The sequence below is a fragment of the Mycolicibacterium sichuanense genome (assembly GCF_033741125.1).
Taxonomy (GTDB): Bacteria; Actinomycetota; Actinomycetes; order Mycobacteriales; family Mycobacteriaceae; genus Mycobacterium.
Window position 1 is genome coordinate 1 of the sequence record NZ_JAWQPU010000005.1, and the last position, 25,785, is coordinate 25,785.

20 protein-coding genes, 1 tRNA gene and 1 pseudogene are annotated in these 25,785 nt (G+C 67.1%); 10 read left to right on the forward strand and 12 right to left on the reverse strand.

Annotation, left to right across the window (positions count from 1 at the left end):
* Nucleotides 1-92: 92 nt before the first annotated feature.
* Nucleotides 93-1,109, reverse strand: a complete 1,017-nt coding sequence (locus tag SBI80_RS15945; RefSeq protein WP_318975789.1) for a DUF262 domain-containing protein — start codon at nt 1,107-1,109, stop codon at nt 93-95.
* Between the two features lie 919 nt (nt 1,110-2,028).
* Nucleotides 2,029-3,252: pseudogene (locus SBI80_RS15950) on the reverse strand (IS256 family transposase).
* A gap of 360 nt (nt 3,253-3,612) precedes the next feature.
* On the opposite strand from SBI80_RS15950, the gene SBI80_RS15955 reads away from it, so the two are divergent.
* Nucleotides 3,613-5,379, forward strand: a complete 1,767-nt coding sequence (locus tag SBI80_RS15955; RefSeq protein ID WP_318975790.1) for an AAA family ATPase — start codon at nt 3,613-3,615, stop codon at nt 5,377-5,379.
* A 978-nt stretch (nt 5,380-6,357) separates the two neighbouring features.
* On the opposite strand, the gene SBI80_RS15960 is transcribed toward SBI80_RS15955, so the two are convergent.
* The 4 genes from SBI80_RS15960 to SBI80_RS15975 all read right to left on the reverse strand — a co-directional run bounded on the left by SBI80_RS15960 (nt 6,358) and on the right by SBI80_RS15975 (nt 8,007).
* Nucleotides 6,358-6,432: transfer RNA gene (locus tag SBI80_RS15960), tRNA-Val, on the reverse strand.
* Between the two features lie 46 nt (nt 6,433-6,478).
* On the reverse strand, nt 6,479-6,943 hold the full coding sequence (locus SBI80_RS15965) for a peroxiredoxin (protein WP_318975791.1): 465 nt from the start codon (nt 6,941-6,943) through the stop codon (nt 6,479-6,481).
* 5 nt (nt 6,944-6,948) lie between these two features.
* Complete coding sequence (locus SBI80_RS15970) at nt 6,949-7,428, reverse strand: DUF3052 domain-containing protein (protein ID WP_413232734.1); 480 nt, start codon at nt 7,426-7,428, stop codon at nt 6,949-6,951.
* A 27-nt stretch (nt 7,429-7,455) separates the two neighbouring features.
* Nucleotides 7,456-8,007 (reverse strand): Rv2240c family protein, encoded by a 552-nt coding sequence (locus tag SBI80_RS15975; RefSeq protein WP_318975793.1) that lies wholly within the window; start codon nt 8,005-8,007, stop codon nt 7,456-7,458.
* A gap of 176 nt (nt 8,008-8,183) precedes the next feature.
* On the opposite strand from SBI80_RS15975, the gene aceE reads away from it, so the two are divergent.
* The 7 genes from aceE to SBI80_RS16010 all read left to right on the forward strand — a co-directional run bounded on the left by aceE (nt 8,184) and on the right by SBI80_RS16010 (nt 17,704).
* Nucleotides 8,184-10,976, forward strand: a complete 2,793-nt coding sequence (gene aceE, locus SBI80_RS15980) for a pyruvate dehydrogenase (acetyl-transferring), homodimeric type (protein ID WP_318975794.1) — start codon at nt 8,184-8,186, stop codon at nt 10,974-10,976.
* Between the two features lie 48 nt (nt 10,977-11,024).
* Nucleotides 11,025-12,314, forward strand: a complete 1,290-nt coding sequence (locus tag SBI80_RS15985; protein WP_318975795.1) for a PucR family transcriptional regulator — start codon at nt 11,025-11,027, stop codon at nt 12,312-12,314.
* A 142-nt stretch (nt 12,315-12,456) separates the two neighbouring features.
* The gene (locus SBI80_RS15990; protein ID WP_318976222.1) at nt 12,457-13,365 is read left to right on the forward strand and encodes an ACP S-malonyltransferase; all 909 of its coding nucleotides are present in this window, start codon (nt 12,457-12,459) and stop codon (nt 13,363-13,365) included.
* 79 nt (nt 13,366-13,444) lie between these two features.
* The gene (gene acpM / locus SBI80_RS15995) at nt 13,445-13,738 is read left to right on the forward strand and encodes a meromycolate extension acyl carrier protein AcpM (protein ID WP_163739594.1); all 294 of its coding nucleotides are present in this window, start codon (nt 13,445-13,447) and stop codon (nt 13,736-13,738) included.
* The gene (gene kasA, locus SBI80_RS16000) at nt 13,735-14,985 is read left to right on the forward strand and encodes a 3-oxoacyl-ACP synthase KasA (protein ID WP_318975796.1); all 1,251 of its coding nucleotides are present in this window, start codon (nt 13,735-13,737) and stop codon (nt 14,983-14,985) included. Before acpM ends, kasA begins: the two co-directional genes overlap by 4 nt.
* A gap of 18 nt (nt 14,986-15,003) precedes the next feature.
* Nucleotides 15,004-16,266: a 3-oxoacyl-ACP synthase KasB gene (gene kasB, locus SBI80_RS16005; RefSeq protein WP_318975797.1), complete on the forward strand. Its 1,263-nt coding sequence runs from the start codon at nt 15,004-15,006 to the stop codon at nt 16,264-16,266.
* Nucleotides 16,267-16,282: 16 nt separating this feature from the next.
* Nucleotides 16,283-17,704: an acyl-CoA carboxylase subunit beta gene (locus SBI80_RS16010; protein ID WP_318975798.1), complete on the forward strand. Its 1,422-nt coding sequence runs from the start codon at nt 16,283-16,285 to the stop codon at nt 17,702-17,704.
* A 4-nt stretch (nt 17,705-17,708) separates the two neighbouring features.
* Here the strand turns inward: SBI80_RS16010 and SBI80_RS16015 are convergent, their stop codons facing one another.
* Together SBI80_RS16015 and SBI80_RS16020 are read right to left on the reverse strand one after the other, a co-directional pair.
* A complete protein-coding gene (locus SBI80_RS16015) occupies nt 17,709-19,244 on the reverse strand; it encodes a glycerol-3-phosphate dehydrogenase/oxidase (protein ID WP_318975799.1) in 1,536 nt (511 codons plus the stop codon).
* Nucleotides 19,241-19,825: a TetR/AcrR family transcriptional regulator gene (locus SBI80_RS16020; protein WP_318976223.1), complete on the reverse strand. Its 585-nt coding sequence runs from the start codon at nt 19,823-19,825 to the stop codon at nt 19,241-19,243. The genes SBI80_RS16015 and SBI80_RS16020 overlap by 4 nt, the downstream gene beginning before the upstream one ends.
* A gap of 50 nt (nt 19,826-19,875) precedes the next feature.
* Between SBI80_RS16020 and SBI80_RS16025 the strand changes: the two genes are divergently transcribed.
* Nucleotides 19,876-21,456 carry an FAD-binding oxidoreductase gene (locus tag SBI80_RS16025; RefSeq protein WP_318976224.1) on the forward strand — a complete coding sequence of 527 codons (1,581 nt, stop codon included), beginning with the start codon at nt 19,876-19,878 and terminating at the stop codon, nt 21,454-21,456.
* Nucleotides 21,453-22,361, forward strand: a complete 909-nt coding sequence (locus tag SBI80_RS16030; protein ID WP_318975800.1) for a diacylglycerol kinase — start codon at nt 21,453-21,455, stop codon at nt 22,359-22,361. The genes SBI80_RS16025 and SBI80_RS16030 overlap by 4 nt, the downstream gene beginning before the upstream one ends.
* Nucleotides 22,362-22,367: 6 nt before the next feature.
* Here the strand turns inward: SBI80_RS16030 and SBI80_RS16035 are convergent, their stop codons facing one another.
* The 4 genes from SBI80_RS16035 to SBI80_RS16050 all read right to left on the reverse strand — a co-directional run bounded on the left by SBI80_RS16035 (nt 22,368) and on the right by SBI80_RS16050 (nt 25,700).
* The gene (locus tag SBI80_RS16035; protein ID WP_413232744.1) at nt 22,368-23,255 is read right to left on the reverse strand and encodes a DUF4344 domain-containing metallopeptidase; all 888 of its coding nucleotides are present in this window, start codon (nt 23,253-23,255) and stop codon (nt 22,368-22,370) included.
* A 92-nt stretch (nt 23,256-23,347) separates the two neighbouring features.
* Nucleotides 23,348-23,860 carry a DUF3145 domain-containing protein gene (locus tag SBI80_RS16040; RefSeq protein ID WP_318975801.1) on the reverse strand — a complete coding sequence of 171 codons (513 nt, stop codon included), beginning with the start codon at nt 23,858-23,860 and terminating at the stop codon, nt 23,348-23,350.
* Between the two features lie 111 nt (nt 23,861-23,971).
* Nucleotides 23,972-24,796 carry a serine hydrolase domain-containing protein gene (locus SBI80_RS16045; protein WP_318975802.1) on the reverse strand — a complete coding sequence of 275 codons (825 nt, stop codon included), beginning with the start codon at nt 24,794-24,796 and terminating at the stop codon, nt 23,972-23,974.
* 4 nt (nt 24,797-24,800) lie between these two features.
* Entirely contained in the window at nt 24,801-25,700 is a 900-nt protein-coding gene (locus SBI80_RS16050; RefSeq protein WP_318975803.1) for a hypothetical protein, read from the reverse strand.
* Nucleotides 25,701-25,785 lie beyond the last annotated feature (85 nt).

Here is a 25,785-nt window from a genome sequence, read left to right on the forward strand (position 1 = left end):
CGACGCGCCGTGGGTTTCCCCGGCGACTGTTCCTTCGGCATACCTGCATCCTCGTTTCCAAGGTCAGGAGCCTCCGGGATTTCCAGGGCGTTTCACTCCAGCAACCGCTGCAGCTCTTTATCGCTGTCCCGGCCACGGGCCAGATCGCGATAGACGACAGCCGCCTCGGCCAGCTCTTTAGAGAACTCAACAGAATCGATGTCCTCGGCCTGAATTGTTTCCTTGATTTCTCGGTATAGCTTGCGTGCCTTGACATCTCCTCTCTTGCTCACCCAGAAGTGGCGCAGAAATTCATCAATCGAAGCTTCATCTGCGATGCCAAGAATGTCCTGCCAGAACGACACGACGCGGCTTCGCGCGTCTGCTCCTGATGCTCGCCGCAGGAGCAGATTACGCAAGAGATCGGGAGTCGAGAGGCCGATCCCGCGGTCATTGAGTGTCTCGAAGACCGAGGCCGCGTTGTCCTCGTCACTCGAATGCACGATGACTAACGACATGTGATTGCAGAGGACGCCGGACAATCGCAAGTTTCGTTGGAAGCCCTTCTCGCCGCCTCCGGCAGCGTTCTCCTCCTGGCTGACCTTCTGGGCGAAGTAGTCGCGCGCGTTACGCACGAGCCCATGCGATTTCAGGGCCGGCTTCGGGCGCGGCTGGCCCGCGAGGCGCTCATCCTGAACCTCTGCGCGGAAGTAGTCTTGGTCGTAGAGGTTCAAAGTCAGTACAGGCGTGGTGTTTCCAGTGGCGTCATCCAGGTCAGCGATGTACTTATTCTGCAAACGTGTCGCAGCGTCCGCCTTGTACGTTCTTCGCGCATCGCGAAGTGCCGACAACAAAATTGTTGCTGTGGCAAGACGCTGCTGACCGTCGAGCACGAGATTCTCGGCACCACCGGTCACAAGCACGGCCGATCCCAAGAAGTACTCTTCGTTGTCGATGTTCTTGTCGGGGTAGGCCGCATCGAATTGCAGCAGGTCCAGCCAGAAAGCCTCTATTTCCTCCAGCCCCCATGAGTACGACCTCTGCCACTCGGGAACCGCCATACGCGGACTGGTGGTACTGAGCAAAGTCCCTATGGTTTGGCGAGTGGCATCGTAACGCTGGTCCGGCATTCGTTGAATCTAGCGGACTCGAATCTAGCGGTACCGTTAATACGTCCCCCGCCGAAAGTAATACGTCCCCCGCCGAAAGCGGGATTTTTCACTCTGTCGTAGTGCGGCCGTTGAATTCCCTGCAAAACGCAGTCGTTACTCAAAGTCAGAGCTCAACTCGAAAGCCGCTGCGGCCTCGACTTGTACTGATGTGTTGGTCTTGGGTCTGGTACCTGTTGCGGTGCTGCTCTTTCGTCTGGTTCTTCCAGGCTTGGTACTTTTTGCGCCGGCGTTGGGGGGACGGAGTGGGATGCGTGAGACGAACGGTGCCTCACCGCCGCCCCACCGGCCCGAAACCCGCCTGACCTGGGGTTTCTCTAGCCTGTCCCACCGTGTGTCTCACTACTCCTTCAGGCGTAAGGAAGCGGTGGGAAAACCCAGGTCAGCAAGGCTTTCCGGACTCCCCCGACGACGCTCAGGGCGTCGCCGTATCCGTCAGCTCGTCCACCAAGATGGGGTCGGTTGATCGCCCGGCAGCGGTCCACCGCGCCCATGCCTCGGCGAATGGCACGACGTGACCGCCCACCAGCTTGTGCGCGTCTGTCTCTGGCCATGCCGTCGGTGATTCGCCCCTCGGCTTTGCGCGCCGACAGGTTCGTGATGATGGTGTCCACCGCCCCGGTGTAGTTCCGTGAACCGACGGCAGTGACGGCACTCTGGTGTCCGGAACGCCGTCAGTCAGATGACGCGCTGCGAGTCTCTGTGTGCCAGACACCTTTACCAGCTTGTTACCGATCTCGGTCAGGGCTGTGAGGGCCCGGTAGCCCGTGCTGCGGCCCGCGATGTCGCGTTCTTCGGCGACCTGACGATCTCGGGGTCAAGTCCAGGGACGTGGTGTACGACGTCGTCGTGTGATTCTTCGATGTGATGGTTCAGGCGGTCAGTGCCGCGGGGTGGCCTCCTGTTCGGTCGGGGTGTCGTTGATGGTGCGTGATTTGCTCAGGACGTCGAGCCCGAGGTAGCGGCGGGATTCGGCCCATTCGTCGTGTTGCTCGGCCAGAACGGCTCCGACGAGACGGATCAGGGCGTCGCGGTCGGGGAAGATGCCCACCACGTCGGTGCGTCGCCGTATCTCCTTGTTAAGCCGCTCCTGGGGTTGTTGGACCAGATCTGGTGCCAGATCTGTTTGGGGAACGCGGTGAACGCCAGCAAGTCGGGTCGGGCGGCCTCGAGATGGGCGGCCACCTTCGGCAGCTTGTCGGCCAGTGCGTCGATGATCCGGTCATATTGTGCAGCAACGGATTCCGTATCGGATTGATCAAACACCGAATGCAGCAGCGTGCGTACCCACGGCCACGACGACTTCGGGGTCAGCGCCATCAAGTTGGTCGTGTAATGGGTTCTGCAGCGCTGCCACGCCGCGCCGGGCAGGGTGGCGCCGATCGCGGCCACCAGGCCGGCGTGGGCGTCGCTGGTGACCAGTTTGACCCCGGACAGGCCGCGGGCGGTCAGCGACCGCCAGAACGTCACCCAGCCGGCGCCGTCCTCGGCGGTGGTGACGTCGATGCCCAGGATCTCGCGGTAGCCCTCTTTGTTGACCCCGACCGCGATCAGGGCGTGGACGTTGACCACCCGCCCGCCCTCGCGGACTTTGAGGACCAGGGCGTCGGCCGCGACGAACGTGTACGGCCCGGCGTCCAGGGGTCGGGTGCGGAAGGCCTCGACGGCGGTGTCGAGTTCCTTGGCCATCACCGAGACCTGAGACTTCGACAGGCTGGTGATGCCGAGGGTTTCGACGAGCTTTCCCATCCGCCGCGTGGAGACGCCCAGCAGGTAGCAGGTCGCGACCACCGTGGTCAGTGCGCGTTCGGCGCGTTTGCGGCGTTCCAGCAGCCAGTCCGGGAAGTAGGAGCCGTGCCGCAGCTTCGGGATCGCGAGATCCAGTGTGCCTGCGCGGGTGTCGAATTCGCGGTGACGGTAGCCGTTGCGGGAGTTGGTCCGCTGCGTCGAGCGCTCGCCGTAACCGGCGCCGCAGGGCGTGGGCCTCCGCGCCCATCAGGGTGTGGATGAACGTGGCCAGCAGCTCGCGCAGCACGTCGGGGTGGGTGGTGGTGAGTCGTTCGGCCAGCACGGTGGGCAGGTCGATATTGTGGGCAGCGGTCATCGCGTGTGTTCCTTCTTTGCTCGAGTGACTTTGGACGGTCCCTCGAAGAATCACGCGATGACCTTCAATCACTCGGCTACGACACGCCGGTACCACTGATCAGGTCCGACTCGTACACCACTCTGCTGGACGCAACCCGACCGTCCGCGATTTCGAATTCTTGCCACCGACGCGGGCAAGCAACAGCGACGACCACACCACCCCGTCCCAGGCCGTCGTCCCACGCGCCCGGTCGCTCCCGGCCGCAATAGCGCAGCGCGCCCTTCCAGACTCACCTGGCGCTGCATCGCGAGGCGCGCCGACTGCTCAGGCACAATGAGCCTTCGCCCAAGGTCGCGACGTGGAGATGGGGGAAATTGCGTGCTTCTGGACTCAGTTGCCATTCACGGATTCCGTTCGATTCAAGAGAATCTCAACATCAGTATTGGATCACCTACTATCTTGGCGGGACACAATGATTCGGGGAAGAGTGCGGTCATCGACGCCGTCGCTTTCCTACTCGATGGGTTAAAGCTCACGGACCGTGATCGCACCTACGGTGCGCCGGGTCCAGACGGCTCCCCGACGCGTGTAACCGAGACGGTGGTTGAAGGCACATTCCAGCTTCGCCCCGACGAGCGAGAGCAGCTGTCACTGCTTTCACCGGTCCGGATACGCCGCGTCTACCGAGAAAGCGGCACAGCCCTCGAAGTTCTCGCGGCCGTCCCGGTTAACGATGCACTGCGGGATATTGGCGCACAGGACATAAAAGCCTTGAAGTTCAGGCTAAGCAGCCTCGGCCTGCCCCAGACCGGTAACAAACCAGAGTTGGTGGCGCGGCTTGAAGAGTTGGTGATCGACGCCGAGAAGTCCGACATGTGGATGCCAGCAAGCACCGAATTGAAAAGGGCATTGCCGCGAGTTCAACGCTTCGATGCGACGTCGACACAGAACCCCGAGGAAGCAATTCTCGCCACCCTCAAAACGTCCTACGCTGCTCATACCGAGGACGAAACGATCAAGGGCGATCTGAACAATTTGACTGTCGAGCTTCAAGATCGAGTGGTGTCGGATGCCGAAGCATTGCGCGAGCACATCAAACAGAAATGTGGGGACATAGGCGAAATTCACATTCACCCTGTCGTGCGACTCGACAGCGGACTCAAATCGCTCGAAGTGAGCGCAGTCAACGAACGTGGCGAACAAGTGCACCTCGGTCAGTCTGGAACGGGGAGGTCGCGCCGAATCGCCCTGGCCGTGTGGGAGTTCAATGCCGATCTTCTTAGCGGATCGGGCGAGGACACCGTGCTTCTCTACGATGAGCCCGATACTCATCTCGATTACCGAAACCAACGCGGCTTTATGAAGCTGCTCGATGAGCAGGCAAGGCTTCCGAATGTCCGCACGGTTGTCGCAACTCACTCGATGAATCTCATTGATGGAGTTGATATCTCCAACGTCGTGCACCTGCGGCACGTGGACAGCCGAACGACCGCCGATCAAATCACCGATGACTCCGAAGTCGGTGTCCATCTGGGAGCAATTGCTGCTTCACTCGGTCTCCGAAACACCGTCCTGTTGCATGAGCGTTTGTTTGTGGGCGTCGAGGGGCCAACCGAGAGCAGAGCGCTCCCCGTGCTTTTCAAGCTCGCAACCGGTCGGCATCTACAGGCGTGCGGAATCGCCATATGGCCGTGCGACAACAACGACGGTGCCCTTCGTTTCGCGAAGTATTTGCACACACACGGAAGAGATGTCTTGATCGTTGTCGATGAGGACTCACGGGATCTCAAGATATTCTCGGAACCGCGTTTGGCGGCTAACGGACTCAGCCTCAACACCCACGTGCTGACCGTAGGCCTTCGCGAGTTCGAAGACACTTTCACCGACGAGCAGTGGGCATCCTGCGCGAATGGCGCATGGCCCAGAACGGATGGTCATCCGTGGGAACCATCACACTTCACTCCTCACCGGGAAGGCAAATTCAGTTCGCAGGTAGAGCGAATGATCCGCGAAAATAGCACTGTCGAAATAAGCGGCAAACCCGAAATTATGACCACTCTCGCCGTCGGACTTCGCACCCCCGACGAGGTTCCCGAAAAGCTACGGGGATTGTTTGACGAGTTGATTGCGCGCGCCGAGTATTAGCGAACGCGTCGGGCAATCATTCGGGCGCGACGTTGAGCGTTAGTCGGCGCGCTCCAGTTGTGGTATCGGACCGAGGCTGCCCACTCAAGGCCATGCGACCGCGCCTCGCGGCCACACCATCGACAGCCGTTGGGGACCGGTGCCTGTCTGTGACGGACATGCGTACGGATCGACACAGCCGCCTCCTCGGTTCCTTGCGGGTCATACTAGGGTCCGGCACGCTCTGACCTGTGTCAATGACCAATTTCACAGGGCCCTGCACATTCAAACAAACTTTGGTGCTCGCACAATTTCTATCTGGCGGACTCAGGGTGAGCTATAAACAGGCAGTTGGGCTGTTCAGACGCCGGGTTTTGCTGTTATCAAACAGGGCAAATCCCAGCCGAACACCCCCGGCTCACATGCCGTAAGCCTCACGAATCAACGCAGCTTCACGCCGATATCCGATCTGATTCAAGTATCGAAGCAACACCGGGATCGGCGGCCAGTTCCGCAGGGGTGGCCGTGACTCGACGCCAGAATAGGTACCGCCGCCTGGTCCACTGAATAGCCCGCCCCCCGGCCCGCTGTATAGACCGCCGCCAACGCCGGTATACAAACCGCCACCAACACCCGTGTAGCAACCGCCGCCAACGCCGGTATACAGACCGCCACCGACGCCGGTGTACGCGCCACCGCCAACCCCGGTGTAGGCACCGCCACCAACACCCGTGTAAGCACCACCGCCAACGCCGGTGTACAGACCGCCCCCGACACCCGTGTACAGACCACCGCCCACGCCTGTATACCGATTGCGCGGCCAACCATTGGGATCAATCCAATCCATGTCGTGGAGGCTATCTGCCGGGTCCGACAACTTTGGGCGGCCGCATATGCAGCGCGATTGGCGCTCGGGACACTCTCGGGACACTGAACCGCCAACGGTCGCCCGATCGGTGCGCGATAGCTTCCGAGTATGGCACTGACCTGCAAAAATCTTGGTGGGCGCGGAGGGGATCGAACCCACGACCGCTGGTGTGTAAAACCAGAGCTCTACCACTGAGCTACACGCCCGTGCTCGGGCAGGCTACACGGACACGGGGTGCGACGGGAAATCCCGTCAGCGCTTCCGCAGCGCGGCCAGCGCGGCGGTCCACACCGCCCGGTCGCGGACTTCCCCCGGGCCCTTCATCTCCGCGAAGCGGATGATTCCGCCGCGGTCGATCGCGAACGTGCCGCGATTGGGGAAGCCGGCGTCGGCGTTGAAGACGCCGTAGGCCCGGGTCACCTCGCCATGGGGCCAGAAGTCCGATAGCACCGGGAAGGTGAACTCGCTCTGCTTGGCCCAGACCTTGTGCGTCGGTGGCGGACCCACCGAGATGGCCAGCGTCTGGGTCTCGTCGTCGACGAAGTCGCCGAGGTGGTCGCGGATCCCGTCCAGCTCGCGCTGACAGATGCCGGTGAAGGCCAGCGGGAAGAACACCAGGAGAACGTCCTTGGCGTCGCGGAACCCGCGCAGTGTGACCGGACGTCCGTCCTGGTCCTTCAGCGTGAAGTCCGGTGCCTCGGCACCAACGTCGAGCACGCTCGTCAGCGCCGCCCCGCAGGCCCTGACTTCGGCTGGACCAGCCTGCTCGCGATCCAGTCGCCGAGGTTGGCCGACGACGTCTGCATCAGACCCGCCGTCGGCGCCGATTCGGCGATGTCGGCCGGGCGCACGTGCCCGGGATGACCCGTCTTGGGTGTCACCACCCAAACCACGCCGTCCTCCGCCAGCGGAGTGATGGCGTCCATCAGCCTGTCGACCAGGTCTCCGTCGTCGTCGCGCCACCACAGCAGCACCACGTCGACGACCTCGTCGGCGTCTTCGTCCAGAAGCTCGGCACCGCATGCGTCCTCGATGTCGAACCGGATCTCGTCGTCGGTGTCCTCGTCCCAGCCCAGCTCCTGGACGAGCTGATTCTTCTCGATGCCCAGCTTGCGGGCGTAGTTCGGCGAGTCCGCCGCAACCACCGTTGCCTCCTTCAGCCAGCGTGTCAGCTTTGCCCTATCGTCGCATGGCTTGGGCATTTACCCCTCGCCCGGCGCTCCGAACCATCAATATGCCGCCTCGCAGGCCGTCCCCGCCGCCGTCTTGGCGTCGTTGAGGCGCTGGATCTTGTCGTTGAACTCGTCGGGTCCCGGGTTGCCCCCCAGCGTGGTCGCCAGCTGGTGGGCGGCATCGACCCAGCCGTTGAGGGCATCGGTCAGCGCGGGTGACAGCTGCGGCGACAGGCTGCCCGCCACCTGGTCGGCGCTGCCGTTGAGGGCGTCGACCGCGGGCCCGACCTTGCTCGCCGCGTCGGGCGCGTCGTCGTTGTAGGCCTGCACGTAGTCGTTGACCGCGCTCACCGACGCCGCACTGCTCGAGCCGAAGGCGTCGCAGGAGGTGTGCACCGCGGCCTTGGTCATCGCGGCCTGCCGCTGGGAGGATGCCACCGCGGCCGACGACGACACCGACGCCCGGTAATCGGGCGCCTCGGCGGCATCGAAGGTGGCCGTGCCCTTGGTGACCGAGGTGCAGCCCACGACGACCATCGCCAGGCCGGCGAGACTGCCGGCGGCGCGGCCCGCGACGCGAAGCCCCCCTGCTCGCCCCCAAGTGGTCACAGTCTTCAGACCGTACCGTCTGGCCGGATTCATCGCCGGTTCATCTCCCCTATCCCAACCCCGGCCGCCGATCTACGGCACGATGGGGGCACGATGGACGCGACGCCGAATACCACGATGGACGTCACGTTTGACGGGGTCACGAGCCCCGGATCACCACAACTGAGGAGCGGAAGTTGACCACCGAGTTCGCGCGCCAGGACCTGGCCCAAAACTCTGGCGCCGCAGGCGAACACGACCGGGTGCGAGTCATCCGCGAAGGCGTTGCGTCCTACTTGCCAGACATCGATCCGGAGGAGACCGGCGAGTGGCTGGAGTCGTTCGACGCCCTGCTGGAGCGGTCCGGACCGGCCCGTGCGCGTTACCTGATGTTGCGCCTGCTGGAACGTGCTGGCGAACAACGCGTCGCCATTCCGGCGCTGACGTCGACCGACTACGTCAACACCATTCCCACCGAACTCGAGCCCTGGTTTCCCGGTGACGAGGACGTCGAACGCCGCTACCGCGCCTGGATCCGGTGGAACGCCGCCATCATGGTGCACCGCGCGCAGCGCCCGGGAGTCGGTGTGGGCGGCCACATTTCGACGTACGCATCGTCAGCGGCGCTCTACGAGGTCGGGTTCAACCACTTCTTCCGCGGCAAGAGCCACCCCGGCGGTGGCGACCAGGTCTTCATCCAGGGGCACGCCTCGCCGGGCATCTACGCCCGCGCCTTCCTCGAGGGCCGGCTAACGGCGGACAAGCTCGACGGGTTCCGCCAGGAGCACAGTCACCCCGGCGGCGGCATCCCGTCCTACCCGCACCCACGCTTGATGCCCGACTTCTGGGAGTTCCCCACGGTGTCGATGGGGCTGGGCCCGATGAACGCCATCTACCAGGCCCGGTTCAACCACTATCTGCACGACCGCGGCCTCAAGGACACCTCCGATCAGCACGTGTGGGCGTTCCTCGGCGACGGTGAGACCGACGAGCCGGAGAGCCGCGGGCTGGCCCACGTCGCAGCCCTGGAGGGCCTGGACAACCTCACCTTCGTCATCAACTGCAACCTGCAGCGCCTCGACGGCCCGGTGCGTGGCAACGGCAAGATCATCCAGGAGCTGGAGTCGTTCTTCCGCGGGGCCGGCTGGAACGTCATCAAGGTGGTGTGGGGCCGCGAATGGGACGCACTGCTGCATGCCGACAAGGACGGCGCCCTGGTCAACCTGATGAACACCACCCCCGACGGCGACTTCCAGACCTACAAGGCCAACGACGGCGCCTACGTCCGCGACCACTTCTTCGGCCGCGACCCGCGTACCAAGGCCCTCGTCGAACCGATGACTGACGCCGAGATCTGGAACCTCAAGCGTGGCGGCCACGACTACCGCAAGGTGTACGCCGCCTACCGCGCGGCGATGGAGCACAAGGGTCAGCCGACGGTCATCCTGGCTCACACCATCAAGGGCTACACGCTGGGCAAGCACTTCGAGGGCCGCAACGCGACCCACCAGATGAAGAAGCTGGCCCTGCAGGACCTCAAGGACTTCCGCGAGGCCCAGCGCATCCCGATCACCGACGCCCAGCTCGAGGAGAACCCCTACCTCCCGCCGTACTACCACCCGGGACCGGATTCGCCTGAGATTCGCTATCTGCTTGACCGGCGCCGCACCCTCGGCGGCTTCGTCCCCGCCCGACGCAACAAGACCAAGGCGCTGGCCCTGCCGGGCCGCGAGGTCTACCAGTCGCTGAAGAAGGGCTCGGGCAAGCAGCCGGTGGCCACCACCATGGCCATCGTGCGGACCTTCAAGGAGTTGTTGCGCGACAAGGAGATCGGCAAGCGGATCGTGCCGATCATCCCGGACGAGGCCCGCACCTTCGGCATGGACTCCTGGTTCCCGAGCCTGAAGATCTACAACCGCAACGGCCAGCTGTACACCTCCGTGGACGCCGAGCTGATGCTGGCCTACAAGGAGAGCGAAGTCGGCCAGATCCTGCACGAGGGCATCAACGAGGCGGGCTCGACCGCGTCGTTCACCGCCGTCGGCACGTCGTACTCGACTCATGACGTGCCGATGATCCCGATCTACATCTTCTATTCGATGTTCGGGTTCCAGCGCACGGGCGACGGCCTGTGGGCGGCGACGGATCAGATGGCCCGCGGCTTCGTACTTGGCGCCACCGCCGGGCGTACGACGCTGACCGGCGAGGGCCTGCAGCACGCCGACGGACACTCCATGCTGCTGGCCGCCACCAACCCCGCGGTGGTCGCCTACGACCCGGCGTTCGCCTACGAGATCGCCTACATCGTGGAGAGCGGCCTGGCCCGGATGTATGGCGAGGACGCCGAGAACCTCTTCTTCTACATCACCATCTACAACGAGCCCTACCCCCAGCCGCCGGAGCCGGAGAACTTCGACCCCGAGGGCCTGCTGCGCGGGATGTACCGCTACCGCGTAGCCAAGGACAAGCGCACCAACGTCGCGCAGATCCTGACCTCGGGCGTGGCGATGCCCGAGGCACTCCGGGCAGCCGATCTGCTGGCCGCCGACTGGGACGTCGCCGCCGACGTGTGGTCGGTGACCAGCTGGGGCGAGCTCAACCGCGACGGCATGGCCGCCGACAAGGAGGCGCTGCGGCACCCGGACAAGCCCGCGGTGACCCCGTACGTGACCAAGGCGCTCGAGGCCACCGCCGGCCCTGTCGTCGCGGTCTCGGACTGGATGCGCGCGGTGCCCGAGCAGATCCGGCCGTGGGTGCCCAACTCCTACGTCACCCTGGGCACCGACGGCTTCGGATTCTCCGACACCCGACCCGCCGCGCGGCGGTACTTCAACACCGACGCCGAGTCCATCGTCGTGGCCGTGCTCGAAGCGCTGGCCCGCGACGGGGAGATCGACCCGTCCGTCGCGATCGCCGCGGCCAAGGAGTACCGGATCGACGACGTGATGGCCGCCCCCGTGCAGACGTCGGACCCCGGGCCGGGCGCCTGACGGCTCCAATTGGAGGTTTCCCCCAGAAATGAGGGGTACCTTTTAGGAGTGACCGACAACCAGTCGTCGGCGGAGGCCTCCTCGGCGCTCGTCTTGCTGGACGCCGTCCCCGAGTCACTGCTGCGCCGTATCAAGCAGTACTCGGGGCGGCTGGCCACCGAGGCCGTGCACGTGATGGGTGAGCGTCTGCCCTTCTTCGCCGACCTCGAGGCCTCCCAGCGCGCGAGCGTCCAGCTCGTCGTGCAGACGGCGCTGGTGAACTTCGCGGAGTGGATGCGCAATCCACGCGGAGACGTCGGCTACACCGCCGAGGCGTTCGCGCTGGTACCGCAGGAACTGACGCGGCGGATCGCGCTAGCCCAGACCGTCGACATGGTGCGGGTCACCATGGAGCACTTCGAAGAGGCGGTGCCGATGCTGGCCCGCAACGACGGCCAGCGGACCGCGCTGACCGTCGGCATCCTGCGGTACAGCCGCAACCTCGCGTTCGCGGCGGCTTCGGGATACGCCGACGCCGCCGAGGCGCGCGGTGCGTGGGACACCCGGATGGAGGCCAACGTGGTCGACGCCGTGGTCCGCGGCGACATCGGTCCTCAGCTGCAATCCCAGGCCGCGGCGCTGAACTGGGATGCGACGGCGCCGGCGACGGTGCTCGTCGGCTTCCCAAGACCCGATCGCGTCGAGTTCGCCAGCGAGGACGTCCACGAGATCGTCAACCGCAACGGCCGCGCGGCGCTCTCCGACGTCCACGGCACGTGGCTGGTCGTCATCGTCTCGGGCCACCTGTCCCCCACCGACCGGATCCTCGCCGAGCTGTTGCAGGCCTTCTCCGACGAACCGGTGGTCATCGGCCCCTTCGCCTCGTCGCTGGTGGCCGCGCACTACAGCGCCGGCGAGGCCATCGCGGGCATGAACGCGGTCGCGGGCTGGAGCGGCGCGCCGCGACCGGTGTCGGCCCGGGAACTGCTGCCGGAGCGGGCGCTACTCGGGGACCCATCGGCGATCGCCGCGCTCGACTCCGACGTCATGCGTCCGCTGGCCGATGCCGGTCCCGCGCTGACCGAGACGCTCGACGCGTACCTCGACTCCGGGGGGGCCATCGAGGCTTGCGCACGCAAATTGTTCGTTCATCCAAACACGGTCCGCTACCGGCTCAAACGCATCGCCGACTTCACCGGCCGCGATCCCACCCTGCCGCGCGACGCCTACGTCCTGCGGGTGGCATCGACGGTCGGCAGACTGGCCCGCCAGACCTCTCACGTGATCACGACGAACGCCACGACGGCACAGCTAGCGACGGGCGTCGCCACCGGTCCTGACGGACGTCACGTGATGTAACAGGTTGCGGCGAGGTCTCATTGCAGTCCCATCACATGCGCTTTTGTAGGTTCTTCACAAAAACATAAGACCAGGTTCATAATCTCTTACACCACGCAAAACCGGTTTCACAGTGTTCTCTTAATTCGTGCCCCAAACACCCGTGCTTGCGCTGCTTGCTCCCGGACAGGGATCGCAGACTCCCGGCATGCTCTCCCCGTGGCTCGAACTGCCCGGTGCCGATGAGCGCGTCGCCGCGTGGTCCGAAGCCATCGGACTGGACCTGGCCCGCCTGGGCACCACCGCGACCGCCGACGAGATCACCGACACTGCGGTTACCCAACCCCTGGTCGTGGCCACCACCCTGCTGGCCCACCGTGAACTGACCAACCGCGGCCTGTTCGCCGAGGCGGACACCGTCGTGGCCGGCCACTCCGTCGGCGAGATCGCCGCATACGCCATCGCCGGCGTGCTGTCTGCCGACGACGCCGTCGCGCTGGCCGCCACCCGCGGCTCGGAGATGGCCAAGGCCTGTGCCGTCGAGCCCACCGGCATGGCCGCCGTGCTGGGTGGCGACGAAGCCGAGGTGCTGGCCCGCCTCGAGGCCCTTGACCTGGTGCCGGCCAACCGCAACGCCGCCGGACAGATCGTCGCCGCCGGCGCCGTGTCCGCGCTGGACAAGCTGGTCGAGGATCCGCCGGAGAAGGCGCGCGTGCGCAAGCTCGCCACCGCCGGCGCCTTCCACACGCACTTCATGTCCTCGGCGCTGGAGGCGTACTCCGCCGCCGCGAACGCCGTCACGGTGGCCGAACCGATCACCAGCCTGCTGTCCAACGCCGACGGCCAGCCCGTCGCCTCGGCCGCCGACGCGATGACCAAGCTGGTGGCGCAGCTGACCCGACCGGTGCGGTGGGACCTCTGCTCGAGGACCATGGGCGACCGTCAGGTCACCGCCATCGTCGAGTTCCCGCCCGCGGGCACGCTGGTGGGCATCGCCAAACGAGAACTTCGGGGAGTACCGACGTACGCCGTCAAGACCCCCGCGGACCTGGACGGGCTCGCCGAGCTCTAAAGCCAGAACAACTCCATGCCGGTGTTCCAACAGGGGGCACCGGTGCCCGAAGAAACACCAAGAAATAGAAGGAGCCAACGTGGCTGCCACGCAGGAAGAAATCATCGCCGGCCTCGCCGAGATCATCGAAGAGGTCACCGGCATCGAGCCGTCCGAGGTCACCCCCGAGAAGTCCTTCGTCGACGACCTGGACATCGACTCGCTCTCCATGGTCGAGATCGCGGTCCAGACCGAGGACAAGTACGGCGTGAAGATCCCCGACGAGGACCTCGCGGGCCTGCGCACCGTCGGTGACGTCGTCGCCTACATCCAGAAGCTCGAGGAAGAGAACCCCGAAGCTGCCGCAGCGCTGCGCGACAAGTTCACCTCGTGACGCGCCCTTCCACTGCTAACGGCGGTTTCCCCAGCGTCGTCGTGACCGCCGTCACGGCGACCACGTCGATTGCACCGGATATCGAGAGCACGTGGAAGGGACTGCTGGCAGGAGAGAGCGGTATCCGCGTCCTCGAAGACGACTTCGTCGGCAAGTGGGATCTGGCAGTCAAGATCGGCGGCCACCTCAAGGAGCCGCTCGATCCCCTGATGTCCCGGCTGGAGATGCGACGGATGTCGTATGTCCAGCGGATGGCGAAGTACGTCGGTAACCAGTTGTGGGAGAACGCGGGCAAGCCCGAGGTCGACCCAGACCGTTTCTCGGTCGTGATCGGGACCGGTCTGGGCGGCGGCGAGAAGATCGTCGAGATGTACGACGCGATGAACGAGGGCGGGCCCCGCAAGGTGTCCCCGCTCGCCGTTCAGATGGTCATGCCCAATGGTGCGGCCGCCGTCGTCGGGCTCGAGCTGGGCGCTCGCGCCGGGGTCATCACCCCGGTCTCGGCGTGTTCGTCCGGTTCGGAGGCCATCGCCCACGCGTGGCGGCAGATCGTCATGGGTGACGCCGACTTCGCCGTCTGCGGCGGTGTCGAGGGTGTCATCGAGGCACTGCCCATCGCCGGGTTCTCGATGATGCGGGCGATGTCCACCCGCAACGACGATCCAGAAGCTGCCTCACGGCCGTTCGACAAGAACCGTGACGGCTTCGTCTTCGGTGAAGCCGGCGCGATGATGATCATCGAGACGGAAGAACACGCCAAGGCCCGTGGCGCCAAGCCATTGGCCCGGCTCATGGGCGCAGGCATCTCGTCGGATGCCTTCCACATGGTGGCACCTGCACCGGACGGTCTTCGGGCCGGCCATGCGATGAAGCGTGCGATCGAGACCGCGGGGTTGTCCCCCAAGGACATCAATCACATCAACGCACACGCCACGTCCACCTCGATCGGCGACGTCGCCGAGGCCAACGCCATCCGGTCCGCCGGTGTGGAACACGCCGCGGTGTACGCGCCGAAGTCGGCACTGGGCCACTCGATCGGTGCCGTCGGCGCCCTCGAGTCCATCCTGACGGTGCTGTCGCTGCGCGACGGCGTCATCCCGCCGACGCTCAACTACGAGACGCCCGACCCCGAGATCGATCTCGATGTCGTTGCGGGTGAGCCTCGATACGGCGAGTACCAGTACGCCATCAACAACTCGTTCGGTTTCGGTGGACACAATGTCGCCCTAGCCTTCGGGCGCTACTGAGCAGGCAGGAATGCAGCGTTGACGGGTTCTACTAGGCCTTCAACGGGGAACGGTCTCCCCAACGTGGTCGTCACGGGTTTTGCCATGACGACCGCGTTGGCGACCGACGCCGAGGGAACCTGGAAGCGTCTGCTCGACGGTGAGAGCGGCATCCGCACGCTCGACGATCCGTTCATCGAGCTGTACGACCTGCCCGTGCGCATTGGCGGGCACCTGCTCGAGGACTTCGACGGCGAGCTCACCCAGGACGAACTTCGGCGACTGTCCTATCTGCAGAAGATGGCGACCGTCGTCGGCAGGCGGGCCTGGGAACACGCCGGCTCTCCCGAGGTGGACGGCCGGCGGTTGATGGTGTCGATCGGCACCGGCATGGGCAGCAGCGAGGAGCTGCTATATGCCTATGACGGCATGCGGGAGAAGGGCCTGGAAGCCGTCTCACCGCTCGCCGTGCAGATGTACATGCCCAATTCACCCGCCGCGGCGGTCGGGTTGGAGCGGGGAGCCAAGGCAGGCATCGTCACCCCGGTGTCGGCGTGTGCCTCCGGCAGCGAGGCCATCGCCAATGCGTGGCGCAACATCGTGCTCGGTGAGGCCGACGTCGCGATCTGTGGTGGCGTCGAGACGAGGATCGAGGCGGTGCCGATCGCCGGCTTCGCCCAGATGCGAATCGTCTTGTCCACCACCAACGACGACCCGGCCGGCGCGTGCAAGCCGTTCGACAAGGACCGCAACGGCTTCGTGTTCGGCGAAGGCGCCGGGTTGCTGGTGCTGGAGACCGAGGAGCACGCCAAGGCGCGCGGGGCGAACATCCTCGCGCGACTGATGGGCGCCGGGGTCACCTCCGATGGGTACCACATCGTGGCGCCCGACCCGACCGGTGACCAGGCGGGTCAGGCGATCACCAGGGCCATCCAGCTGGCCGGCCTCGAGCCGGGCGACATCGACCACGTCAACGCCCACGCCACGGGCACCTCGGTCGGCGACGTCGCCGAGGGCAAGGCCATCAACAACGCACTCGGCGGCAACCGGCCCGCGGTGTACGCACCGAAGTCGGCGCTGGGGCACTCCGTCGGCGCGGTCGGTGCGGTCGAGGCGATCCTGACCGTGATGGCGCTGCGGGACGGCGTGGTGCCCCCGACGCTGAACCTGGCCAACCTCGATCCCGAGATCGACCTGGACGTGGTCTCGGGTGAACCGCGGCGGGGCAATTACGAGTACGCGATCAACAACTCTTTCGGCTTTGGCGGGCACAACGTAGCGATCGCCTTCGGGAAGTACTGAGACACAGGAGAATTAGATGACGACGATGGCACCCGAGACGGTCGACGAGTCGCTCGATCCCCGCGATCCCCTGCTGCGCCTGCGCACGTTCTTCGACGACGGCAGCGTGGAGCTGCTGCACGAGCGCGACAAGTCCGGCGTGCTGGCCGCCACGGGCACCGTCAACGGCGTCCGCACCGTCGCGTTCTGCACCGACGGCACCGTCATGGGCGGTGCGATGGGCGTCGAGGGTTGCCGCCACATCGTCAACGCCTACGACACCGCCATCGACGAGCAGAGCCCCATCATCGGCATCTGGCACTCCGGTGGTGCCCGTCTGGCCGAGGGCGTCAAGGCGCTGCATGCCGTCGGTCTCGTCTTCGAGGCGATGATCCGGGCGTCCGGGTACATCCCGCAGATCTCGGTGGTCGTCGGATTCGCCGCCGGCGGTGCGGCCTACGGTCCCGCGCTGACCGACGTCGTCATCATGGCGCCCGAGGGCCGGGTCTTCGTCACCGGACCCGACGTGGTCCGCAGTGTCACCGGTGAGGACGTCGACATGGCCTCCCTCGGCGGGCCCGACACCCACCACAAGAAGTCGGGTGTCTGCCACATCGTGGCCGACGACGAGAACGATGCCTACGAGCGCGGCCGCCGGCTGGTCGGATTGTTCTGCCAGCAGGGCCATTTCGACCGCAGCAAGGCCGAGGCCGGGGACACCGACCTGCGCGCGCTGCTGCCGGACTCGGCGCGTCGCGCCTACGACGTGCATCCGCTGATCTCCGCACTGCTGGACGACGAGTCGCCCTTCGACGAGTTCCAGTCCAAGTGGGCACCCTCGATGGTGGTGGGTCTGGGCCGGCTGGCCGGGCGTTCGGTCGGCGTGCTCGCCAACAACCCGCTGCGCCTCGGCGGCTGCCTGAACTCCGAGAGTGCGGAGAAGGCAGCACGTTTCGTGCGGCTGTGCGATGCGTTCGGCATCCCGATCGTCGTCATCGTCGACGTGCCCGGTTACCTTCCCGGCGTCGACCAGGAATGGGGCGGGGTCGTGCGCCGTGGCGCCAAGCTGCTGCACGCCTTCGGCGAGTCCTCGGTCCCCCGCGTGACGCTGGTGACCCGCAAGATCTACGGCGGCGCCTACATCGCGATGAACTCGCGTTCGCTGAACGCCACCAAGGTGTTCGCGTGGCCGGACGCCGAGGTCGCAGTGATGGGCGCGAAGGCCGCGGTCGGCATCCTGCACAAGCGCAAGCTCGCCGCCGCCGCGCCCGAGGACCGCGAGGCGCTGCACGAGGAGCTCGCCGCCGAGCACGAGCGGATCGCCGGCGGGGTGGACAGCGCCATCGAGATCGGCGTCGTCGACGCCAAGATCGATCCCGCCCACACCCGCAGCGTGCTGACCCAGGCGCTGGCCCAGGCGCCCGCTCGCCGCGGCCGCCACAAGAACATCCCGCTGTGACCCGCTAGAGGAATTCTGCGGCGACGGCCTCGACGCGCGCGCGATCGGTCGCCACCAGGCCGATGCGGGTCCGCCGGTCCAGCACGTCGTCGGCGGTCAGCGCGCCCTCATGGGTGACGGCGTACTCGAATTCCGCTCGAATGACGTCGATTCCGTCGGCCACCGCGGCGTTCGGGCGCGCGCACGTCGCCCGGCCAACGACCTCGGGGGCCTCGGCCCCGTAGCGGGCGACCAGGGACGACGGCAGGTCGGCCGGCGCGCGCAGGGTGGACGCCGGGTTGGCCGGGGCGCCAACCAGCGGCAGGTCGTGGGTGCGGCACGGCCCGGCCGACAGGCCACGCAATGCCACCGCGCGATCGAGGGCGTCCTCGGCCATGAAGCGGTACTCGGTGAGCTTGCCGCCGATCACGCTCAGCACGCCGCGGTCCGACTCGACGACCGCGTGCTCGCGGGACACGTCGGCGGTGCGGCCGGCGCCAGTGTCGATCAGCGGCCGCAGCCCGGCGTAGGCGCCGATCACGTCGGCGGTCGTCAGCTCGATCGCCAGCGCGGTGTTGACGGTGTCCAGCAAGAACGCCACCTCCTCCGGTGTCGGCTCGGGGACGTCGGGGATCGGCCCTGGCGCCTCCTCGTCGGTCAGCCCGAGGTACACCCGGCCGAGCTGCTGCGGCATGGCGAAGACGAATCGGTTGGTCTCCCCGGGAATCGGAACCGTAAGGGCCGCAGTTGGATTTCCGAAGGCGGCGGCATCGAACACCAGGTGCGTACCGCGGCTGGGCCGCAGTCGCAGTGAGGGATCGACGTCCCCGGCCCAGACCCCGGAGGCGTTGATCACTGCGCGGGCGGACAGCTCGAAGGACTCACCGGTGAGCTGATCGGTGAGGCGCACCGAGGTCCCGGTGGCCGCCGATGCCGCGACTCGGGTGAGGATCCGCGCACCGTGCTGGGCCGCGGTACGCGCGACGGCGACGACCAGCCGGGCGTCGTCGATCAGCTGACCGTCGTGGGCGAGCAACGCGCCGTCGAGCCCGGCCCGGCGGACGGTCGGCGCCAGCGCGATGGCCCGGGCCGCGTCGATGCGCCGCGATCGGGGCAGGGTCGTCGCCGGGGTGCCCGCCAGCGCGCGCAGGCCGTCGCCGGCGGCGAAGCCAATTCGGACCAGCGCCCGCGACGGCCCGCTCATCGACGGCAGCAGCGGCACCAGCTGGGGCATCGCCGTGACCAGGTGAGGGGCGTTGCGCGTCATCAGGATTCCGCGTTCGACGGCGCTGCGGCGGGCGATCCCGACGTTGCCCGTCGCCAGGTACCGCAGCCCGCCGTGCACCAGCTTCGAGCTCCACCGGCTGGTCCCGAAGGCGAGGTCGTGCTTCTCGACGAGCACCACCAAGAGTCCGCGGGCGGCGGCGTCGAGCGCGATCCCCGCACCGGTGATGCCGCCTCCGATCACGACGACGTCGACCGCGTCGTCGTCCCCGAGAGCGGTCAGGTCGGCGGCGCGGCGGGCGGCGTTCAGGGCGGTGGACGAACCGAGGTTGGTCATGGCGCGAGGTATCCGTTCAGTGCGATTGCCAACTCGGCGACCAGGCGCTCGGTGGGCAGGATGGGTTCGACGAGCTGGGCCGACAGGATCGTCGACTGCGTGATCAGCATGCTCATCGCGGCCAGTTCCCTGGCCACCCCGGAGCGCACGCTGCCCTCGCGCTGGGCGGCTTCGATCTCCCCGACGACCGTGTCGAGCAGGATCTGCTGGCTGGTGCCCAGCCGCTCGGACAGATAGAACATGGCCAGGCCGGGCGCCTGGTGCAGCACCGACATGACGACCTCGTCGTCGCGCACCACCTGGGCCAGCCCGACGATCCGACGGACCAGCGGTTCGCGGCCGACACCCTCGCTCGGCACCGCGCCCAGTGCGCTGGTGATGCGGTTGGTCAGCAGCGCCGCCAGGATCGACCGGACGTCCGGGAAGTGGCGATACACGGTCGGACGGCTGACGGCGGCGCGACGGGCGATCTCGGCCAGGGTCACCCGGTCGACGCCGTAGGCCAGGACGCAGTCGGCGGTGGCAGCCAAGATGCGTTCCCGTACCGGCAAGGGCCGTTCATCGTTACGGATTGACATGATCTGTAATACTGTAACGCATGACGCGACCCGACGACCAACTTCTGCCGCCGATGAAGTGGAACGCGTGGGGTGATCCCGCCGCGGCCAAACCGCTCTCCGACGGCATCCGCACCCTGCTGGTCCAGGCGCTCGGCGTCGAGGCCACCCCCGCTGCCGAGCCCGACGCCGCCGACGTCCGGTTGCGACCGTCGGCGCTGTCCAGCGCCGACCGCGCCGCCTTGGCCGCGATAGTCGGCGAGGCCCACTGCATCACCGACGACCGGGGCAGACTGCTCCACTCCGGCGGTAAGTCGACCCTGGATCTGCTGCGGCGCAGGGATGCTGGCGTCCAGGACGCCCCCGACGCCGTGCTGCTACCTGCCGACGAGGATGCCGTGGTCGAGGTGTTGGGTTTCTGCGCGTGGCAGAGCATCGCGGTGGTCCCCTTCGGCGGCGGGACCAGCGTGGTCGGTGGCCTGGACCCAATTCGCGGTGACTTCAAGGCCGTCGTGTCGCTGGACCTGCGTTGCCTCGACGAACTGCACGGCGTCGACCAGGTCTCCGGTGAGGCCGAGCTGGGCGCCGGGGTCACCGGACCAGAGGCCGAGAGAATGCTTGGAGCGCAGGGCTTCTCGCTGGGCCACTTCCCGCAGAGCTTTCAGTTCGCCACCATCGGCGGCTTCGCGGCGACGCGCTCCTCGGGTCAGGACTCCGCCGGGTATGGCCGCTTCGACGACATGGTCCGCGGCCTGCGCGTGGTGACCCCGGCCGGCGTCCTCGACCTGGGTCGGGCGCCGGCGTCGGCTGCCGGACCCGACCTGCGGCAGCTCATCGTCGGTTCGGAGGGTGTGTTCGGCGTGATCACCAGGGTGCGGGTGCGAGTGCACCCCGTGCCGGAGACCACCCGTTACGAGGCGTGGACGTTCCCCGACTTCACCACGGGTGCCGCTGCGCTGAGGGCCGTCGTCCAGACCGGCACCGGCCCCACCGTGATCCGGCTGTCCGACGAGGTGGAGACCGGCGTCAACCTGGCCACCACCGAGACCATCGGGGAACGCAGCGTCACCGGTGGATGCCTGGCGATCACCGCGTTCGAGGGCACCGCCGCGCATGCCGACAGCAGGCACGCCGAGACGCGGTCGGTGCTGCAGGCGCACGGCGGCACGTCGCTCGGCGAGGAACCCGCCAGGGCCTGGGAGCACGGCCGCTTCGGCGCGCCGTACCTTCGCGACTCGCTGCTGGCGGCCGGTGCACTGTGCGAGACCCTCGAGACGGCGACCAACTGGTCCAACGTCGCGGCCCTGAAGGCGGCGGTGACCAAGGCGCTGACCGCCAGCCTCGCCGAAACCGGCACTGCGGCGCTGGTGATGTGCCACATTTCCCACGTGTATCCGACCGGCGCCTCGCTGTACTTCACGGTGGTGGCCGCGCAGCGGGGCAACCCGATCGAGCAGTGGCGCCGGGCCAAGACCGCCGCCTCGGATGCGATCGTGCGTGCCGGTGGCACCATCACCCACCACCACGCCGTCGGCGCCGACCACCGACCGTGGATGCGCGACGAGATCGGCGACCTGGGCGTCGAGGTGCTCCGCGCGGTGAAGGCGGTGCTCGATCCCACGGGAATCCTCAACCCCGGCAAGCTGATTCCGTGAGCACGACGGGACGCATCACAGTCCTGACCAACCCGGCGTCGGGCCACGGCAGCGCACCGCATGCGGCCGAGCGGGCGATCGCCCAGTTCCAGCGCCGGGGCCTCGACGTCGTCGCGGTCGCGGGCACCGATCCGCAACACGCCCGACAGCTGGTCGAGGGGGCCCTCGAGCGTGGCATGGACGCCCTCGTCGTCGTGGGCGGTGACGGTATCGTCGCGCTCGCGCTGCAGGTGCTGGCTCGGACCGACGTCCCACTCGGCATCATCCCAGCGGGCACCGGAAACGACCACGCTCGCGAATTCGGGGTTCCCACCAAGGATCCCGAGGCGGCCGCGGACGTGATCGCCGACGGCCGCACCACCACCGTCGACCTGGGCCGCATCCGCGGCGCCGACGGTACCGACCGCTGGTTCGGCACCGTGATGGCCGCCGGCTTCGACTCGCTGGTCACCGACCGCACCAACCGGATGCGCTGGCCACACGGCCGGATGCGGTACAACGTCGCGATGGTTGCCGAGCTGTCCAAGCTGCGGCTACTGCCCTTCCGGCTGACCTTCGACGGTGGCGGCGACGTCGACACCGACCTCACCCTGGCGGCGTTCGGGAACACCAGGAGCTACGGCGGCGGCATGCTCATCTGTCCGGACGCCGACCCGACCGACGGCCTACTCGACGTCACCATGTTGGCCTCGGCGTCGCGCGCCAGACTGATCCGGCTGTTTCCCACCGTGTTCAAGGGCACGCACGTGGAGCTCGACGAGGTCCGCACCGCGCGGGCCGGGGTGATCACCGTCGAGTGCGTGGCCTCGCCGAGGATCACGGCCTACGCCGACGGCGAGTTCGTCTGCCCCCTACCCGTCGAGGTGTCCGCGGTGCCGGGTGCATTGCGCATCCTGCGGCCCTGAACCCCACTACTTCATGTGCGGTTCGAGCAGCGTGCTCCACGCCCGGGAGAGCTTGTTGTACTCGTCCTCGCACCCGTCGGCCCGGGCCTCGGGCAGCATGCCGTCGGCGACGATGTCGGCGTTGGCGTCGGGGTTCGAACCGTAGATCCAGCACTCGAAGTTGTACATGCGGGCCTGGTTGAGCGTGTGCGGGTCGGCGAGCAGGTCGTCGGACGCCGCGTCGTCCTCCTTGGCCGCGATCTGATAGGCCCTGGCCTGATCCTTGGCCGCCTCGACGTAGTCGGGGTTGGCGTTGCCCTGATCGTCGGGTTGCAACAGGACGAATGCCGAGAGCTGGTCGGCGACGTCCTCTTCACGACCCGTCGCAGGCAGGTCGTACAGGTCGATCACCATGTGGCCGAGTTCGTGGTAGAACGACGCGATGACGACCCGCCGGGCGGCGTCATTGGGATCGGCGTCGTGGGCGTCGCCGAAGATCTGCAGGCTGTTGTCGACGTCCTCGTAGCAGAGGATCATCTTCTTCTCGCTGGGATCCCAGAAGTCGTTGGCCTCGCCGCATTGCTGTCCGACCAGGGGGACGTCGTACGGAAGCTTCAGCGACTCGTTGACGTCCTGCGCCAGACCGTCCATCACCTTGGTCTTCTCCATCAGGGCGCGGCCGCGGATGGCCTCGGGTGTGGTCGCGTCGTCGTAGGTGACGATCATCCGGCCAGATCCGTCCGCCTCGGCCGACGGCGATGGATCCGCCGCTTCGACCGCGGTCGTCGTCACCGCCGCCTCGGCGGTTCCCTGACCGGCGTTCTTCGACTTGACCGGGGTCGACGACGGCTGTCCACCTCCCCCACACCCCGCCAGGACGACCACCGCCGCCGTCAGAACTGCACCGAGCTTCACCACGACCACGGGCCCCCTCACACCGAATGCGCGCCCGAAATTGACGCGAGCCACAATTTATCCGATGTGCGGCCTCGGCGGGGGCTTAGTGGTTAGCCGACACCCCGGTTGAGCCAGGTGACCTCGCCGGTGTCACCGCCACCGCGGTAGGCCTCGAGCGCCTCGTCCCACGCGGTGCCGAGCACGGTGTCCAGTTCAGCGGCCAGCGCGTCGGCACCGGAGGCCATCAGACCGCGTAGCCGCAGCTCGCCGACCATCACGTCGCCGTTGGCGCTCATCACGCCACTCCACAGCCCGAGTTGCGGGGTGTGGCACCAGCGGTGTCCGTCCACACCCTCGCTGGGATCCTCGGTGACCTCGAACCGGAGCACGGACCAGGACCGCAACGCGTTCGCCAGCGCGGCACCGGTCCCTACGGGACCCACCCAGTTGGTGACAGCACGAAGCTGCCCAGGCATCGCAGGCTGCGGCGTCCACTTGAGGTTGGCCCTCGCCGACAGGGTCGACGAAAGCGCCCACTCGACGTGTGGACATACCGCCGCCGGCGAGGCATGGATGTACACCACACCGGTGGCCGTGTCGGCGAACTGGTTCGACGCACGCATCATCTGCTCCTTCGGCTCCAAAAGGGACGTCTTCCCCGACGACCTGGTGAATGCCCAGAAGATGCAGTTGTTTCGTGCGTGTCTATTGTGCCTTGTGGGACCAGTGTTGCGCTAGTCTGTGCCGAATTCTCTCAGTACTCCATCAGAGAGAGCGGGCCACAGCGGGTGCGCCCAGTCCCCGAAGTCCCGGTCGGTGAGGGCTACCAGGGCCAGGTCGGCCGTGGGGTCGACCCACACGAACGTGCCCGACTGGCCGAAGTGACCGAACGTCGCGCCGCTGTTGCCGGCGCCGGTCCAGTGCGGCGACTTGCCATCGCGGAGCTCGAAGCCGAGCCCCCAGTCGTTGGGCCGCTGCGTCCCGTACCCCGGCAGCACTCCCGACAGGCCGGGAAACTGCACCGAGGTGGCCTCGGCGTGCATCTCACCGGACACCAGCGCGGGCCGCAGCAGCTCCCCCGCGAACCGCGCGAGGTCGGCCACCGTGGACTCGGCGCCGTACCCCGCGGTGTCGGCACCTCCCGCCAACGACGACGCACCCATGGCCAGGGGCTCGAACACCGCCTCGGTCAGATATTGCGCGAAGGGGATCTCGGAGGCCTGCTGCACAACCTCGGCCAACACCCTGAATCCCTCGTTGGAGTAGATCCGCCGGGTGCCAGGCTCTGCGATGACGTCGGCCGAGCGCATGGCGAGCCCAGAGGTGTGGGCGAGCAGGTGGCGCACCGTGGCGCCGGGCGGCCCCGCAGGGGTGTCGAGCTCGACGACGCCCTCCTCCACGGCGACCTGCACGGCGCGGGCCACCAGCGGTTTGGTCACCGACGCCAGCGCGAACCGGCGGTCGGAGTCACCGAACTCCGCCAGGACGCCCGACGGGCCGACCACCGCGGCGGCGGCGGTCGGTACCGGCCAGTCCCCCATGACGTCGAGAGCACCCATCCCGTCAGCCGACGCCGAGCCGGCGGGCCGTCGCGAAGGCCGCGGCCGCGCCTGCGGCGTCACCGCGCAACCGTCGCAGCTCACCAAGCCGGTAGAAGCCCTCCCCGGCGGCCAGGCCGTGCACGTCCTGCAGCGCCGAACTCGTGGCCAGCAGCTCGCCCTCGGTTCCACCGCGGTAGACGGCAAGCACCCGGTGATATAGCGGCGCGTCGTGCCGCTCGCACCAGCGTTGCATCGACGACATCCACGGCGAGGTCCGCGACGGATCGCCCAACCCGCGGGACACGTGCAGCAGCAAACCGTAGGCGTCACCGGCCCACTCCACGCTCAGCGCGCCCGACTCCACCGTCGGCAGGACCCGCTCGACCAGCGCATGCCCTTGCTCGATCCGACCGCCGCGAAATGCGTCGACCGCCGCGATCACGGCCGCCAGCGGCACCAGCGTCGCGTCGGCGAAACGGTCGGCGACGTCCCGCACCGCTGCCGCCTGGCCCTCGAGTCGCTCGGCATCACCCTCCCGCAGCGCGACGACCGCCTCGAGGTAACCGAGATAACCGTTGGCGGGCCCCACCGCGGTCCCGGCCAGCGACCGCCGTGCCCGGTCCAGCCAGCTGCGCCCGACGTTGACGTCACCGCGAGTCAGCCACAGCCGGGCCAGGTTCACCGCCTCCATCGACGCCGCGGCCGGATCGGTACGCACCATCCGCCCGTACACCCGCTCGGCGAGTCGCACGGCCTCAGCGGCGTGACCCAGCCGCCAGGCGACGGTCGCGAACACTTCGGCATCGTCGAGGGCCAGCGGACCCATGCCGTCGGCACGGCTGAACGCCGCGTGGCTCGCGCTCCAGTCCCCGCGTCGGTAGGCGCGCCGCGCCTCGGCGAGGTGGTCCGTCAACAGATCCATGACACCTCCTGAGGCTTCATCACATCACTGAGCGGACCACTGCGCCAGAGGCCGGGGAAACCGGAGGAGTCGCGGTTCGGACCGC